Source organism: Hymenobacter psychrophilus (genome assembly GCF_900107135.1).
In the GTDB taxonomy this organism is placed as follows: domain Bacteria; phylum Bacteroidota; class Bacteroidia; order Cytophagales; family Hymenobacteraceae; genus Hymenobacter; species Hymenobacter psychrophilus.
Genome location: NZ_FNOV01000002.1, coordinates 268,850 through 282,306, shown reverse-complemented (window position 1 = coordinate 282,306; position 13,457 = coordinate 268,850). Strand labels below are relative to the sequence as shown.

The window sequence follows — 13,457 nt, the reverse complement described above, 5'->3', positions numbered from 1 at the left end:
GATGATTTAACAGTCAGACGCCAGTTATGGCAGCAGGCCGGTAGCCTTTCATCCCGTACCATGCAATGTAAGCGTAGCATAGCACCGGCAGCACGAAAGCCCAGCGCAGGGCCTGAACGCCGCCGCCGCCCAGGGTGCTGTCGGCAATCAGCCCAAAGAACAATGGAATGATAGCTCCACCCACAATGGAGGCGGAAAGCAGGCCCGAAGCATCTTCGGTATGACGGCCTAGTCCCGTCACCGCCAGCGTGAATATTACCGGGAACATGATGGAGTTCATAAGCCCCACGGCCAGTAAGCTATACATGGCTAGTTCGCCAGTGGAGCTAACTGAGATTAGAAGTAATGCTATTGCGCCCACGGCATTAAAGGATAAAAGCAAGCTTGGTCTAATGGAGCGCATGATTATCGTTCCGAGAAAGCGTCCGATGGCAGCACCTCCCCAATAGGCCATAACCCAATAGCCTGCTATTTCAGCAGTAAGATTCATGACCTCAGTTTGATTTAAATAACTCACAATATGAGAGCCGATAGCTACTTCGGCACCTACGTAAGTAAAAATGCCTAATAAGCCCAGCAGCAAATGCCGGTGATGCCAAGCTCGGCTTGTGTCGCCTACAGGAGCTGATTCCTGAGCGATACGAGGAAGTTTGACGAAAAACAGGATTATGCTAATCAGCAGCATTATGCCACCAACAACCAAGTACAAGTTCTGAACCGGAGTAACATCAAGAACTGCCGCCTGGGCCGGCGTCATTGTTTTGGGGTCGGGTAAACGGGATAAGATGAGCTTGGTGCCAACATAAGGGCCGAATGCTGTTGCCAGGGAATTAAAAGCTTGCGTCAGGGTTAGACGAGCCGAAGCGGACTCTGGTGGACCAAGAATAGCGACGTAAGGATTACCAGCGACTTGCAGAGTTACAATCCCGCTCGCCAGTATAAAAAGTGCACCTAGAAAAAGTGGAAAGGTGCGCCCTTCAGCAGCCGGGAAAAATAGGAAAGCTCCCAAAGCTGCTACCAAAAAACCCACCAGCATTCCATTCTTATAACCGACTTTCCTTACAAGTATTCCAGCTGGTACACCTATCAACAGATAGGCCCCAAAAAAGCAGAAATTTACCATACCTACTTCGGTGTAGCTCAGCGTGAACAACCCTTTCAGATAAGGAATCAGGATGTCGTTGAGAACCGTGACAAAGCCCATCATGAAGAACAGCACCGTCAGCGAAGCTAGGGCGGGGGTGTAGTTGGGTGTTTCGGTTCCGGGTGCGGTTTGGGCGGCGGCAGGAAGCGGGACGGAGGATATCGGGGCGGCCATAAGCAGCAACGGCGGGAAAGGTGGGCGATTCAGTGGCAGAACCGTACGCACGGCTCCGCTTAGCAAAGTAGCAGGTTCCGGGCGAATACCAGCTACATGCGCCTATGTAGCATGCTGCAGAACTACTGTTGGCAAATAGAGCATTGCTCCGGCGTTCGGTAGCAACCCAGTTACCCCAAAACGACTTCGCCCGCGCAACGGCCCAAAAGGGAATTGCGCGGGCGAAAAAAACGAGTGGAAAGCAGCGGCGCCGACCGGCGCTAAGCCACTATCGAGACGCGCACCTTGCGGCCCTTTACCTTGGTGCCGGCCAGGCGCTCGGCCACCAGCTGGGCCTGCTCGCGGGGCACGGCCACGTAGCTATAGTAGTCGAATACTTCGATGTGGCCTACCTCGTCGCGGGCCACGCCGCCCACGTTCACGAAGGCACCTACTAAGTCGTGGGCGCTTACTTTATCCTTCTTGCCGGCCGATACGTGCAGGGTTATGTTTTCGGGGCGCGGGGCCTTGGGGGCGGCCGGCGGCAGCTTGGGTGCGTGCAGCGGCTTCCATTCGATGCCCTCGGCCACCGGCCACTTGCTCACATGGTTCTTTTCCTTCTCGGTGGCCAGCAGGTGGGCCGTACCAGCCGCGCCGGCCCGGGCCGTGCGGCCGGCCCGGTGCTGGAAGCCGTCGGCTTTATCGGGGGCGTCGTACTGCACCACCGTATCGAGCTGGGTTACGTCGATACCGCGGGCGGCTACGTCGGTGGCTACCAGCACCTGGCTGGAGCCGTTGCGCAGCTTGAGCAGGGCTTTGTCGCGCTCGGGCTGGGGCATTTTGCCGTGCAGCACTTCGGCCGCCACGCCGCGGCCCACCAGAAAGCGGGTCAGCTCCATGCACCGGTCGCGGGTGTTGCAGAAAATGAGGGCGCGGCCGGTTTCGGGTAGGTTGAGCAGGTGCAGCAGGGCGGCGGGCTTCTGCTCGATGGGGCCTACATGGCCGAGTAGCGTCAGGTTTTCGGGCAGCTCGTCGGTGTCCTGGCCGGCGTTTACCACGCGCGGCCGGGTCAGGTTCTTGCGAATCAAATCCAGCACCTTGTCCGACATCGTGGCCGAGAACAGCAGGGTCTGGCGGCGGCGGGGCAGGCGCTTGATGATTTCTACCAGCTCATCCTGAAAACCCAGCTCCAGCAGCTTGTCGGCTTCGTCGAGAATCAGCGTTTTGAGCTGGTTCGGAATAATGGTGCGCCGCTCGAAGTGGTCGAGCAGACGGCCGGGCGTGGCCACCACAATGTGCGGGGCCTGAGTGAGTGAGGCCGTTTCTTCGCGGAATGCGTGGCCGCCGTAGAAGGCCGCCACCCGCAGGTTGGGCAGGTACTTGCCCAGTTTCTTGAGCGCGTCGCGCACCTGCAGGGCCAGCTCGCGGGCCGGCACCAGCACAATCACCTGCACGGCATCCTGCTTTAAATCGAGCAATTGCAGCACCGACAGGCCGTAGGCGGCCGTTTTGCCCGAGCCGGTGGGCGCCTGCCCGGCCACGTCTTGCCCGGCCAGGGCCATGGGCACTACCTGCTCCTGCACAGGCGTAGGGGTCTGGAACTGGAGTTCTTCCAGGGCTTGCAGCAGCTCGGGCGCCAGGCCCAGGTCGGCAAAAGTAGCGGCGGCGGCGGCGGGCGAGGTGACGGGGGTAGTCGGTTCGGTCGGGGTCATAATCAGAGATTCAATCAGCAAAGGTACGGCTTTGCGAGAGGGCAGAGGGGCTAGAGGTTAGAAGTTATAGGGAACGTCATTCTGAGCGAAGGCGCAGCCGGAGTCGAAGAATCTCTACCGCTTCGTCTGAATTGTTACAACGAAGCAGTAGAGATTCTTCAACTCCGGCTGCGCCTTCGCTCAGAATGACGTTCCTTCCACTAACCACTAACCACTAACCACTAACCACTAACCACTAACCACCTCTTCCTCCAGCACATCGACCAGTTTGTAGCGGACGGCCGATTTTTTGGGGCGGATATCGAGGCCCGCGTGCTGGGCGTAGGCCTTGGTGAAGCAGGCGCCGAAGTAGAAAATCATGGCCGAATAGAACACGAACAGCAGCACGAGCACAATGCTGGAGGCCGGCCCGTAGATGGGGCCCAGGTTGCGCGGCACCAGCAGCAGCCCCAGGACGCTTTCGCCCAGGCTGATGAGGCTGCCCGTGAGCAGGGCCCCGCGCCAGACGGCCTTGCGCGGTACTTTGGCCGAACTCAGGTTACGAAACGTTACCCCGCACCAGCCCACCAGAATCAGCCAGGAAAACAGCCGGTTGCCCAACTCCAGCACGAAATTGCTGAAGTTGGCATCGAAGTAGTCGGCGTAGTGGGCCACAAAGCCCAGGGCCGCGTCCGACAGAAAGGCCAGGATCGAGAGCAACCCCGTGGCCAGCAGCAACCCCAGTGAACGGCTCCTTTCTTTGAGCACGGTACGCAGCTGGCCGGTGCTGCGGCGCACCCGTACCTGCCATATCTGGTTGAGTGAGTGCTGAATAACGCCGAACAGGGTAGTGGCAATGAAGAGTAGAAACGCGAAGCCCAGCCACGTAACCAGCCGGCTGCGCTGCACGTCGGTCACGTTGCGCAGAATCTGCTCGACGAGCCCGGCCGCCGAGGCGCCCAGCAGGTGCGAGAGTTTGGTGAGCAGCAGCACCCGCACCTGCGAGGCCGAGTACAGGTAGCCCAGCCCCTGAATGAGGATGATGACGATGGGCGGCAGGGCGAAAGTGGCGAAAAAGGCCGTGGCCGCCCCCAGCCGCAGTGGGTCGTGGTTGCCAAATTCGCGGGCCGCCCGGCGCAGCAGCAGCACAAACACGGAAAAGGGCTGGCGGGCCGGTTGCGGCGAAGCAAGGTGGGTCATCAGGATAGGCACCGGAGGCAGAAAGGAATCCGGCCGGCGGGAGTGCAGCGCGAAGATACGCGCCGGCCGAGCTATAAATGGGGAATTTCGTGCGGCTGGGCAAGTTGGGCGACTATCTTTGCCGGCCGGGCCTGAAACTCCGGCTAAATCAGACTTTATATCCGGTGAGCCGATTGGCTCCGCAACAGTGACAAATAAGCATATGCGCAAGGCGTGGCAGGCGGCAAGCAAACATCCCGATTGGTGGGCTTTTCTGGCGGCGCTGCTGCTATTCGGCATTCACCTGGCGTTTTCCAAGTTCCACGCGCTCTACTACGATTCGGAGCTGTACTGGCGCTTTGCCCACGATATGGAGCAGGACGGTAAGTTCTCGCTCTTCAACATGACCTCGCAGATGCGCGGCTACCTGTACCCGCTGCTCAACTACCCCCTCACGGCCCTGGAGCGCAGCTGGCTGCCCGGCTACCAGATGGGCCTGGTGAAAACCGAGGGTGCCGTGTTGGCGGCGCTGCTGTTTGGCGTGGTGGGGCCGCGCTGCTGGCAGGCCCTTACCCGGCAACCCGTGTTGCTGGGGCGGCGGCTGGTGTTTATTGCGCTGGGCTTCCTGTTCTGGCGCGACCATTTCAACTTCCTGCTCTCCGACTTCCCGGCCCTGCTGTTTCTGCTGGGCGGAACGGGGCTCGTGCTGCGCGCCCGGCATCCGGCGGCGCTACTGCTGGGCGGTTTTCTGCTGATCGGTACCATCTATATCCGGCCGATTTATATGCTGGCCGTGCCCTGCGTGCTGCTGTTTCGGCTCCTGCGGCCGCAGCCCGCGGCCCGCGGCCGGCAACTGGCCGGCTGGGCTGCCCTGGTGGTGGGGGCGCTGCTGGTAATGGCCCCGCAGCTGGCCCTCAACCTGCACAATTTCGATTCGGCCAGCCCCTTCGTGCTCAATACCGATAAAAGCGGGCAGTACGCGGTAGCCGGCGAGGATAACCTATACCTGTGGCATCTTAATGAGGGCCTGGGCGTGCAGAAGTACGAAACCAACATCGGGGGCGCCTACCCCAAAGCGCAGGTTTTCTACTTCGATAATGCCGGCCGCCTCGTGCTGGCCAACCGTGCCTCCTCGCAGGTCACCAGCTTGGCCAACTACGCTCGGCTGGTGGCCGAGCACCCGCTCGACATGACGGCCCTGTTCTGCCGACACCTGTTCAACGGCCTCGATGTGCTGTATTCGAGCCCCTACCTGACGCGGGTGTACTCGCCCAACAGCGGGCTGGCGCTGCTGCACTATGCGGTGTTTTTTGGGGCGCTGCTGCTAGCGGTGCGCCGGGCCCCGCTGCTGCGGCCCGCTCACTGGCTGCTGGTGGCGGCGCTGGTGCTGCCCACCCTGGCTTCGGTGCCGCTGGTGGTGGAGTGCCGCTTCTTTATCTCGCTGCACGTGCTTATCTACGGATTGGTATGCTTCGGACTGCCGCATCCGGCCCGCTGGCCCCAAGTGGTGGTTCCGGCCTGGCGGCTGCCGCTGCTCGTGGGCTTTGCCGTATTTATGCTGAGCTGCGTCACGCTGTCGGCCAGCACCCGCGCCAGCCTGGAAGTACCGGTGCTGCCCGAAGGCGCCCCCGAGTAAGCGGCGGCGGCGCGTTATCTTTTCGTTTTATAGCTGATTGCCGTGTCCGATTCCTCGCCTTCACCTGTGCCTACGCCGATCCGTAGATGGTGGCAGCGCCGGCTCACCGACCCGCTGCTGGGGCTGCTGCGTCAGGGCCTCACGCCGCACCAACTGGCCCTCACGGTGGTGCTGGGCTCGGCCTGCGGCGTTATCCCGGTGCTGGGCCTTACAACGCTCACGGCTTCTTTTGCGGCGCTGCGCCTGCGCCTGAATGTGGCCGCCACGCTGCTTGTCGCCCACCTCTGGAGCCCGGTGCAGCTGCTGCTCATCATCCCGCTGCTGCGGCAGGGCGCCCTGCTCTGGAGCGACCAGGCCCCCGAGCTCACGCTGGAAAAGCTCCGCTATCTGTTCGGCCACGACTTGCTGGCGGCGCTGCAGCTGCTCTGGCAGGCCCTGCTGGGCGCGCTGCTGCTTTGGGCCGGTGCGTCTCTGGTGCTGGGGCCGGTAGTCTACTTCGTGCTGCGCCCGCTGCTGGCCCGGGTTATGAGGTCCAGGGCAAAGGTTCAGGCGGAGAATGGAAAAACGGAATAAAAAAAGAACGCCACTCCGCTCGGAATGACGTTCTCTTCTAAGCTCTAAGCTCTAAGCTCTAAGCTCTAAGCTCTAAGCCCGGGCGTACACCGGCTCCGTAGTGAGCAGGTACTGAACCAGCGGCTCTTCGGAGGTGGGGTCAATCAGCATGAGGTCGACGAACTGAGCCTCGGCGATATTACCCTGAATGATGGGGCCCAGTTCCTGCAGGAAGGCCGGGTCAGTCTCTTCGGTATCGAAGGCCACGAGCAGGCGCGACTGTTCAGGCACGTTCTGCATGCGCATTTCGGCCAGGTACACGGCACGAATGCTGGGCTGGGCGGCGCTGTACGCGCGCAGGCCGTCGAGCAGGGCCGTTGGCTCGGGCTCGGGCTGGTGCAGGGTTACCTGCACATCCTGGGGTGGACCGGCATCGAAGAGCTGGCCGGCCATCAGGGCTTTAATTTCGTCGGCCGGCATCAGCTTACCTACCGCCGAGAAAGGGTTGATGGCGCAGTCGGCATCCTGCACCATGCTAAAGAAGTCGTGCCCCCGCAGGCGCATGTAGGTAACGCTGCCCTCGGGTACGGCGCCGTTGTCGAAAATGCGCTCTACGGAGGAGAAGATGGCTATTTTGCCGTCGTGCAGGGCCTGCAACTGAATTTCCATGCCCTCGGTAGGTGTAACTTCGCCGGGCTCCTGGCCCTCTTTGGCGGCCAGCACCACTGCCAGCTCTTCGCCGAGCAGCGCTTGGTAGAAAGGCGAACGAAACTGCGGGTCGTAGGAGGCCTGCATCAGCAGCTGCTCCAGAATGTTGGTGGGTTGGAAAGCGGCGTGCGCGGCCTGGGCGTCCATCTGGCTTTCGTCCGGGCCACCCATCATGCTAGGCATGGCAATGGGCGGGGCCGGCGGAATCATCGGCATGGGGGCCGGGGCCTCCGGGGCGGGCATCTGGTAGTTGGAGCCTTTGTAGCGCGGGCCGGCTGGCTCAGTTGGGGCCGCCGGGGCAGCTGGCGCAGTCGGCTCGACCCCCGATTCGGCGGCCGTAGTAGGGGTTGCAGGGGCCGAAGCGTTATCTTCGGGCTTCTTTTTTAGAAAGTCAAACAGGGCCATATTCAAGCAAAGTAATGAAGGTGCAAGCTAAGCAGGTTTGGGCTAAAATGCACGGCCAAAATGGGCCGCCGGCCAAACTGCCGCTCTAAAAATAACCACCTGACTCAGCCCACAGTTCCCGGCCAGTGGCGCAGGAAGTCCTGGCGGAAAGCGGCTCCCAGCGGCAGCACCTGGCCGTTGCGCAGCGTCAGCTGGCTGCCTGCCAGGCGCTCCACCTGCTGCAGCGGCACCACATACGACTTATGCACCCGCAGAAAGGTCGGAGCGGGCAGCTGCTCGGCCAGCAGCCGGCGTAGCGTATCGGTTACCACGAGGCGGCCGGCGGCGGTGTGCACCTTCACGTAGTTGCCGTAGGCTTCGAGCCACAGAATATCGGCCAGCGGCACGCGGTGGGTGCTGGCTCCGTCGCGCAGCAGCAGGGCGGCCGGCGTAGCGGGCGGTGCCGGTGCGGCCGGAGCCACCACCGCAATGGCCGCCGGGGTGGCAGGAGCAGTGGGCAGCCGGCCCACGGCCTTCAGAAACCGCGGAAACGGCACGGGCTTGAGCAGGTAGTCGACCACGCCAAACTCATAGCCTTGCAGCGCAAACTCGGCGTGGGCGGTGGTGAGGATGATGTGGGGCGGGTGGGGCAGGGCCGCCAGCAGCTCCAGACCGCTCATTTCAGGCATCTGAATATCGAGCAGCACCACATCGACGGGCTGATTATGCAGAAACGACAGGGCCTCGGCAGCCGTGTAGCAATGGCCGGCCACGCGCAGGTGGGCCACGCGCTCCACGTAGGTCCGCAGCACCTCGTGGGCCAGCGGCTCATCGTCCACAATCAGTACGTTCAGCGGCGGCGTATTCATAGTAATTTGAGGGAAAGCATAGCGCGAAACTGACTGGGGTTGTCGGGGTCGGGACCGGCCTCCAGGATATGGCGGCCGGGATAAAGCAGCTCCAGGCGCTGGCGGGTGTTGGCCAGGCCGGTACCGGTGCCGCCTTGCTGGTCGCTGGGCGGGGGCAGGGCATTAAGGGTAACCAAGGCCATAGCCTTATGGCCTCCTATCAGGCCCACCACTATTTTCACGAAGCTGCCCACGGCCCGGCGGGTGCCGTAGGTAAACGCGTTTTCGACCAGGGCCAGAAATAGCAGCGGCGGCACCATAAGGCCGTCCACCTCCTCATTTTCGGGTAGTGTAAGCGTAACCGGGCAGCGCGCCCCTAGCCGTAGCTCCTGCAAGCGGACGTAATCGCGCAGGTAGTCCAGCTCGTCGGCTAGCGGCACCTGGGCGTGCTTGGTGCTTTCGAGCTGGTAGCGCATCAGGCCGGCCAAAGCCAGCAGCATGTCGGGGGTTTGGGGGCTTTGGGTGAGGCTGAGGGCGTAGAGGCTGTTGAGCGTGTTGAACAAAAAGTGCGGGTTTACCTGCGCTTCCAGCAGCCGCAGCTGCTGCTCGCGCTCCAGCAACTGGCCGCGCAGCCGCTGCCGCCGCTGGGCCACTGTGCGCCACATCAGCAGCAAGCCCAGGGCAATAAGCATCGTAAACAGGCTGTTGGCACCCGGTTGCATAATGCTGCGGGCGTACACTCCGGGCCAGATGAGCTGCCCGACCGCGTGCAGCAGCAGCACCCACAGTAGCAGTGCCAGCGCGTACCAGCCGTAGCGGCCCTTATCAAACAGCCAGGGCACCAGCCCTAGGTTGTTGCCGTACACGGCCGCCATCGTCAGCAGCATAAAAGGCATGATGCCCCGATAGGCTTGTGGTTGGAACTCCAGCGGCACCTTCGAGGTGGCCAGCCATAGCAGCAGCCCCAGCCCGCCCCACACCAGCGCATCGCGCAATATCAGCAGCCAGGTTTTCATGGGGCAAAAGAATGAAATGGTGAGTTGGCCGGATGAGAGGGCAACCCGCTAAGCGGGCACGCTCCCCTCCAGAAACGCAGTTTGTATAGCCGCAACGAAAGTACGGCCCCGCCCGGCTCTGGGCAACGCTGCCGGATGAACGCGGTTCGTCCGGCCGGCGCGGGCGTTTATCCAGCCGGGCGGTTGGGTTATCCGAAAGGCTATCCGCGGCCACCTTCCCGCTGCACCTTTGTCTTGGTTCTGCCGCCACCGCCGCTAACCTTACCAAAACCCTACCGGCTCCCGGAGCAACAACCCCACCATCCCCCTCACATACCTTTCTTCCCCATGAAAAAGCTCCTTTTCCTCGCCGCCCAACTGCTGCTGCTGGCCCCCGCTGCTTCGGCCCAATTGGCTCCCAACCCCACGGGCAGCTGGCAGGGCCAGATTGCCCTGCCCGGCCAGAGTCTGCGCGTGATATTCGAGCTGAAAGGCGCTGCCAGCCAGCTCAGCGGCACCATGGCCGTGCCCCAGCAGGGAGCCACGGGCCTACCGCTGTCGGCCGTAGTTGTGCGCCACGACAGCCTGCTGATTGGGGCCGATAAAATCGGGGGCCGCTTTGCCGGCCGCTTCGCCCCCGATGGGCAGCAGGCCGTGGGCTCCTGGAGCCAGGGCGGCAGCCAGTTTCCGCTGACCCTGACGCGTAGCAGCACCGGAGCCACTACCGGGGCCGCTGCCGCGCCGCGCCGGCCCCAGGAGCCCACCGGCCCGCTGCCCTACCGCGCCCTCGACCTTGCATTTCCGGGTGCCAAAGGCGGTTTTCAGCTGGCCGGTACGCTTACGCTGCCCCAGGGCAAGGGCCCGTTTCCGGCCGTGGTGCTGGTGTCGGGCTCGGGCCCCGAAGACCGCGACGAAACCGTGTTCGGCCACAAGCCCTTCCTGGTGCTGGCCGACTACCTCACCCGTCGGGGCTTCGCAGTGCTGCGCTACGACGACCGGGGCACCGCCAAATCGGGCGGCACCTTTAAGGATGCCCTCACCACCGATTTCACGGCCGACGCCCAGGCCGCGCTGGCTTACCTGCGTACCCGCCCCGACATTAAGGCCCGGCAAGTGGGCCTGATCGGGCACAGCGAAGGTGGCCTGGTAGCCTGGCAGGCCGCGGCCCAGCCTCAGGGCCCCGATTTCGTGGTGAGCCTGGCCGGCCCCGGCCTGCCCGGCGACGCCATTCTGCTGCGCCAGCAAGCCGACCTGGGCCGCGCTGCCGGGGCCGATTCGGCCCAAATCGGGGCCAACCGCCGCCTGCACACCGCCCTGTTTGCCGCGCTGCGCCGCCTGCCCGCCACCGCCACTACTGCCGAAGCCACCCAGCAACTGACCACCGTTATGCAGCAGCAAGTGCCCGGCCTCAGCCCCGAGCAGGCGCAAAAACAGGCCGGCCAACTTACCGCGCCCTGGTTGCGCAGCTTCCTGCTCACCGACCCGGCGCTGTATCTGGCCAACGTAAAATGCCCCGTGCTGGCCCTCAACGGCACCACCGACCTGCAAGTGGCCGCCGATGATAACCTGCCGGTCATCGAGCGGGGCCTCAAAGCCGGCCGCAACGCCAACGTCACGGTGCGTGCTCTGCCTGACCTCAACCACCTCTTCCAAACCGACCCCAAAGCCACCAGCCACTACGCCAAAATCGAGGAAACCTTCGCTCCATCCGCGCTCAAGGTGGTTGGCGACTGGCTGACCGCAGTGGTGAAATAGGGGGGGGCAGGCACGTCATGCTGAGCGCAGCCGGAAGCGAAGTCGAAGAATCTCGCGTGCAGTAGTAGCCCTGCTATCAGAAATTACTTTGGCACGCGAGATTCTTCGCTTCGCTCAGAATGACATTCCTTCACTAACCACTAACCACTAACCACTAACCACTAATCACTGCCCATCCGAGCCGTTGCAGCGGCCGAGTAGCTCGGAGGTTTCGCGCATGGTGTAGATCTGGTTGGTGTTGCCCCAGCTGGTTTGCACAAAGTTGAGCAGGATGGTGATTTGTGAGTCGGTAAGGTCTTCGTGGCCGGGCATTATCTGGTTGTAATGAATGCCATTGACAACAATATCGCCCTGCATGCCTTTGCGGATGAGGCAGGGCAGCTCGGCCCGGTGCTTTGCCACATAGTCGGAAGCAGCTACGGGCGGAATGAGGCGCTCCAGCCCCTGGCCCTGGTCGCCGTGGCAGCTGCTGCAATGGGCGGCGTAGAGTTGCGCGCCTTCGTTCTGGCGCTCGGTAAAGCAGCTTTCCAACGACAGCGCCAGGGTCAGGAGTAGCGCGGCCACGCCGGTCAGCCGTAGCGGGTGGCGCTTCATTTGGCCGCCACGGGCTGCGTTTCGGCTTCCTCTTTCAGCAGCACCGGAATGTCTTTAATCAGCTGGTCGACCTGCGCGGGCACCATGCCGTCGTACACGCCCCGCACCCGGCGCCGCGAATCGACGAGGGCAAAGGTGCCGCTGTGGGCGTAGCCGCCGGGTACGGTGGCATCTACCTGCGCGCCGGTCATGTAGGCCTTGGCCAGCGCAAAAATGGAGTCGCGGCCGGCCGTAGCGAAGTGCCAGCGCGCGGCGTCCTGAATGCCCAGGCGCTCGGCGTAGTCGCGCAGCACCGGAATCGAGTCGTGGGCCGGGTCGATGGTGTGGCTCAGGAACAGGACGTCGGGGTTGCTTTCGTAGGCTTTGTACACCCGCAGCAGCTCACTCTGCATTTTGGGGCAGATGCTGGGGCAGGTGGCAAAGAAGAAATCGGTAACGTACACCTTGCCCGCAAAGGTCTGGTTGGTGATAACCTGCCGGTCTTGGTTGGTAAGGCGGAAGGCGGGGATGGGGTCGGGCAGGGTGTCGGAGGGCGAAGTGGGCTCGGAGTACTTGAGGCCCAGTATCGGCAGGCGTTCAACTGGGTTTTCGGTGGCCGATGAGCAGCCGCCGAGCGAGAAGCTCAGGGCCAGCCCGGCGGCGGCCAGCAGTTGGCCAACGCGGCGAAGCGAAGTAGTCATCACAGAAACAGTTTATTGGGTAACGGAAGACGAAGGTGTAGCAGATGCGGATGCGGCTTTCAGCAGCTGGTGGGCCGCCGCCTGGCTGCTATCAAACAAACGACCCACCGAATCGATGCGTTCCTGTTGCATGGCGTAGTAGGCAAGCCGGCGGGCATCGGCCACGGTGTCGGCCGGCCGGCTGTAGCGGTGCATCCAGTCCATCATGCCGTTTTCGGCGCCCACCAGGGCCCGGCGGGCCTGTCCGATGGCCACGGTATCGGTGGCCGGGGCTTTGGCCAGCTGCTGGCGCAACTCGTAGAGCTGGTCCATTTGAGCCATCAGCGAATCGTGGCGGGCCAGCACGGTTTTTTCGGCCTCGGCAACCGGCAGGCCGGCTTCGGGTTGAGACGACGACGACGGCTGGCAGCCAGCCAGCAACAGCAGCAGCGGAACGAAACGAAGGGTTTTCATGCCCCAAAGGTAAGCGGCGAATGAGGGACTGCCGTTACGCGGTAGCCCCAGCAGAGCGGCATGGCGGTAGCAGTTAGGGGCACGAAGGTGTTAAAGCCCCGGCGGGGCTACCGCGTAACGGCAGTTCCTCATTCATCGAGCCACTCATTCACCACTGCACCGACTCGCCCCAGTGCCACAGGGCGGCGCCCAGCGTCCAGGCGGCCCACACGAACAAGCCACCCAGCGCCAGCAGTACCAATAATAATACCGCCATCAGGCCCTTGCCCGAGCCCTGGTATTTGTTCTCGGCGTAATGGGCGCGCAGCAGTTTCACGTTGCGGTCGTTGGCTTTATAGGCGAAGTCGAATACGTTACCTACCACCGGAATAGCCCCAATCAGCGTGTCGAGCACCACGTTGAATACCATCCGCACCACCAGGTTGCCGCTGGCCCCGTGGCGCATCATGGTCAGAATCAGCAGGCCCGAAATGGCCAGCGAAGGCAGCCCGCCGACCACCGGAATCAGGCCCATGAGCGGGTCGAGGCCGAAGCGCCAGCTGGTGCCGGGCACCCGGAACTGGCTGTCGAGCAGGCGCGAAACGCGCTCCACCCACCGCAGGCGGTCGTCTTGGTCGAAAGTAGGAGTTGGCGTCATGGAGGGAGAAAAGGGTTTTCGCACAGAAACGCAGCCCCCACGTACAGG

General features: G+C 62.7%; 13 protein-coding genes. 3 read left to right on the top strand and 10 right to left on the bottom strand.

Annotation, left to right across the window (positions count from 1 at the left end; genetic code table 11):
- Positions 1 to 13 precede the first annotated feature (13 nt).
- The 3 genes from BLW21_RS03675 to BLW21_RS03665 form a co-directional block, all read right to left on the bottom strand.
- On the bottom strand, positions 14 to 1,318 hold the full coding sequence (locus tag BLW21_RS03675) for a sugar MFS transporter (protein WP_092738042.1): 1,305 nt from the start codon (positions 1,316 to 1,318) through the stop codon (positions 14 to 16).
- A gap of 260 nt (positions 1,319 to 1,578) precedes the next feature.
- Complete coding sequence (locus BLW21_RS03670) at positions 1,579 to 3,009, bottom strand: DEAD/DEAH box helicase (protein ID WP_092738040.1); 1,431 nt, start codon at positions 3,007 to 3,009, stop codon at positions 1,579 to 1,581.
- Between the two features lie 228 nt (positions 3,010 to 3,237).
- Complete coding sequence (locus tag BLW21_RS03665; protein ID WP_175470848.1) at positions 3,238 to 4,188, bottom strand: YihY/virulence factor BrkB family protein; 951 nt, start codon at positions 4,186 to 4,188, stop codon at positions 3,238 to 3,240.
- Positions 4,189 to 4,390: 202 nt separating this feature from the next.
- Here BLW21_RS03665 and BLW21_RS03660 point away from each other — a divergent pair, with 202 nt between their 5' ends.
- Together BLW21_RS03660 and BLW21_RS03655 are read left to right on the top strand one after the other, a co-directional pair.
- Positions 4,391 to 5,803, top strand: coding sequence for a hypothetical protein (locus BLW21_RS03660; RefSeq protein ID WP_139255069.1), 1,413 nt, complete (start codon positions 4,391 to 4,393; stop codon positions 5,801 to 5,803).
- A gap of 66 nt (positions 5,804 to 5,869) precedes the next feature.
- On the top strand, positions 5,870 to 6,376 hold the full coding sequence (locus BLW21_RS03655) for a DUF2062 domain-containing protein (protein ID WP_217633832.1): 507 nt from the start codon (positions 5,870 to 5,872) through the stop codon (positions 6,374 to 6,376).
- Between the two features lie 72 nt (positions 6,377 to 6,448).
- Here the strand turns inward: BLW21_RS03655 and BLW21_RS03650 are convergent, their stop codons facing one another.
- The 3 genes from BLW21_RS03650 to BLW21_RS03640 form a co-directional block, all read right to left on the bottom strand.
- Positions 6,449 to 7,468: an enhanced serine sensitivity protein SseB gene (locus tag BLW21_RS03650; RefSeq protein ID WP_092738032.1), complete on the bottom strand. Its 1,020-nt coding sequence runs from the start codon at positions 7,466 to 7,468 to the stop codon at positions 6,449 to 6,451.
- Positions 7,469 to 7,572: 104 nt separating this feature from the next.
- Positions 7,573 to 8,316: a LytR/AlgR family response regulator transcription factor gene (locus BLW21_RS03645; RefSeq protein WP_092738030.1), complete on the bottom strand. Its 744-nt coding sequence runs from the start codon at positions 8,314 to 8,316 to the stop codon at positions 7,573 to 7,575.
- Positions 8,313 to 9,311: a sensor histidine kinase gene (locus BLW21_RS03640; RefSeq protein WP_092738028.1), complete on the bottom strand. Its 999-nt coding sequence runs from the start codon at positions 9,309 to 9,311 to the stop codon at positions 8,313 to 8,315. Before BLW21_RS03640 ends, BLW21_RS03645 begins: the two co-directional genes overlap by 4 nt.
- Before the next feature lie 327 nt (positions 9,312 to 9,638).
- Between BLW21_RS03640 and BLW21_RS03635 the strand changes: the two genes are divergently transcribed.
- Positions 9,639 to 11,045: an alpha/beta hydrolase family protein gene (locus BLW21_RS03635; RefSeq protein ID WP_175470846.1), complete on the top strand. Its 1,407-nt coding sequence runs from the start codon at positions 9,639 to 9,641 to the stop codon at positions 11,043 to 11,045.
- A gap of 165 nt (positions 11,046 to 11,210) precedes the next feature.
- Here the strand turns inward: BLW21_RS03635 and BLW21_RS03630 are convergent, their stop codons facing one another.
- The 4 genes from BLW21_RS03630 to BLW21_RS03615 all read right to left on the bottom strand — a co-directional run bounded on the left by BLW21_RS03630 (position 11,211) and on the right by BLW21_RS03615 (position 13,409).
- The gene (locus tag BLW21_RS03630) at positions 11,211 to 11,639 is read right to left on the bottom strand and encodes a c-type cytochrome (protein WP_092738024.1); all 429 of its coding nucleotides are present in this window, start codon (positions 11,637 to 11,639) and stop codon (positions 11,211 to 11,213) included.
- Positions 11,636 to 12,319: an SCO family protein gene (locus tag BLW21_RS03625; protein WP_092738022.1), complete on the bottom strand. Its 684-nt coding sequence runs from the start codon at positions 12,317 to 12,319 to the stop codon at positions 11,636 to 11,638. The genes BLW21_RS03630 and BLW21_RS03625 overlap by 4 nt, the downstream gene beginning before the upstream one ends.
- A 12-nt stretch (positions 12,320 to 12,331) precedes the next feature.
- Positions 12,332 to 12,772, bottom strand: coding sequence for a hypothetical protein (locus tag BLW21_RS03620; RefSeq protein ID WP_092738020.1), 441 nt, complete (start codon positions 12,770 to 12,772; stop codon positions 12,332 to 12,334).
- Positions 12,773 to 12,920: 148 nt separating this feature from the next.
- The gene (locus BLW21_RS03615; RefSeq protein WP_092738018.1) at positions 12,921 to 13,409 is read right to left on the bottom strand and encodes a DUF4112 domain-containing protein; all 489 of its coding nucleotides are present in this window, start codon (positions 13,407 to 13,409) and stop codon (positions 12,921 to 12,923) included.
- Between the last annotated feature and the right edge of the window lie 48 nt (positions 13,410 to 13,457).

What these genes read in the sequence shown, in the direction of transcription:
- BLW21_RS03675 (WP_092738042.1), bottom strand. Translation starts at nt 1,318, where the DNA reads ATGGCCGCCCCGATATCCTCCGTCCCGCTTCCTGCCGCCGCCCAAACC.
- BLW21_RS03670 (WP_092738040.1), bottom strand. Translation starts at nt 3,009, where the DNA reads ATGACCCCGACCGAACCGACTACCCCCGTCACCTCGCCCGCCGCCGCC.
- BLW21_RS03665 (WP_175470848.1), bottom strand. Translation starts at nt 4,188, where the DNA reads ATGACCCACCTTGCTTCGCCGCAACCGGCCCGCCAGCCCTTTTCCGTG.
- BLW21_RS03660 (WP_139255069.1), top strand. Translation starts at nt 4,391, where the DNA reads ATGCGCAAGGCGTGGCAGGCGGCAAGCAAACATCCCGATTGGTGGGCT.
- BLW21_RS03650 (WP_092738032.1), bottom strand. Translation starts at nt 7,468, where the DNA reads ATGGCCCTGTTTGACTTTCTAAAAAAGAAGCCCGAAGATAACGCTTCG.
- BLW21_RS03645 (WP_092738030.1), bottom strand. Translation starts at nt 8,316, where the DNA reads ATGAATACGCCGCCGCTGAACGTACTGATTGTGGACGATGAGCCGCTG.
- BLW21_RS03640 (WP_092738028.1), bottom strand. Translation starts at nt 9,311, where the DNA reads ATGAAAACCTGGCTGCTGATATTGCGCGATGCGCTGGTGTGGGGCGGG.
- BLW21_RS03635 (WP_175470846.1), top strand. Translation starts at nt 9,639, where the DNA reads ATGAAAAAGCTCCTTTTCCTCGCCGCCCAACTGCTGCTGCTGGCCCCC.
- BLW21_RS03630 (WP_092738024.1), bottom strand. Translation starts at nt 11,639, where the DNA reads ATGAAGCGCCACCCGCTACGGCTGACCGGCGTGGCCGCGCTACTCCTG.
- BLW21_RS03625 (WP_092738022.1), bottom strand. Translation starts at nt 12,319, where the DNA reads ATGACTACTTCGCTTCGCCGCGTTGGCCAACTGCTGGCCGCCGCCGGG.
- BLW21_RS03620 (WP_092738020.1), bottom strand. Translation starts at nt 12,772, where the DNA reads ATGAAAACCCTTCGTTTCGTTCCGCTGCTGCTGTTGCTGGCTGGCTGC.
- BLW21_RS03615 (WP_092738018.1), bottom strand. Translation starts at nt 13,409, where the DNA reads ATGACGCCAACTCCTACTTTCGACCAAGACGACCGCCTGCGGTGGGTG.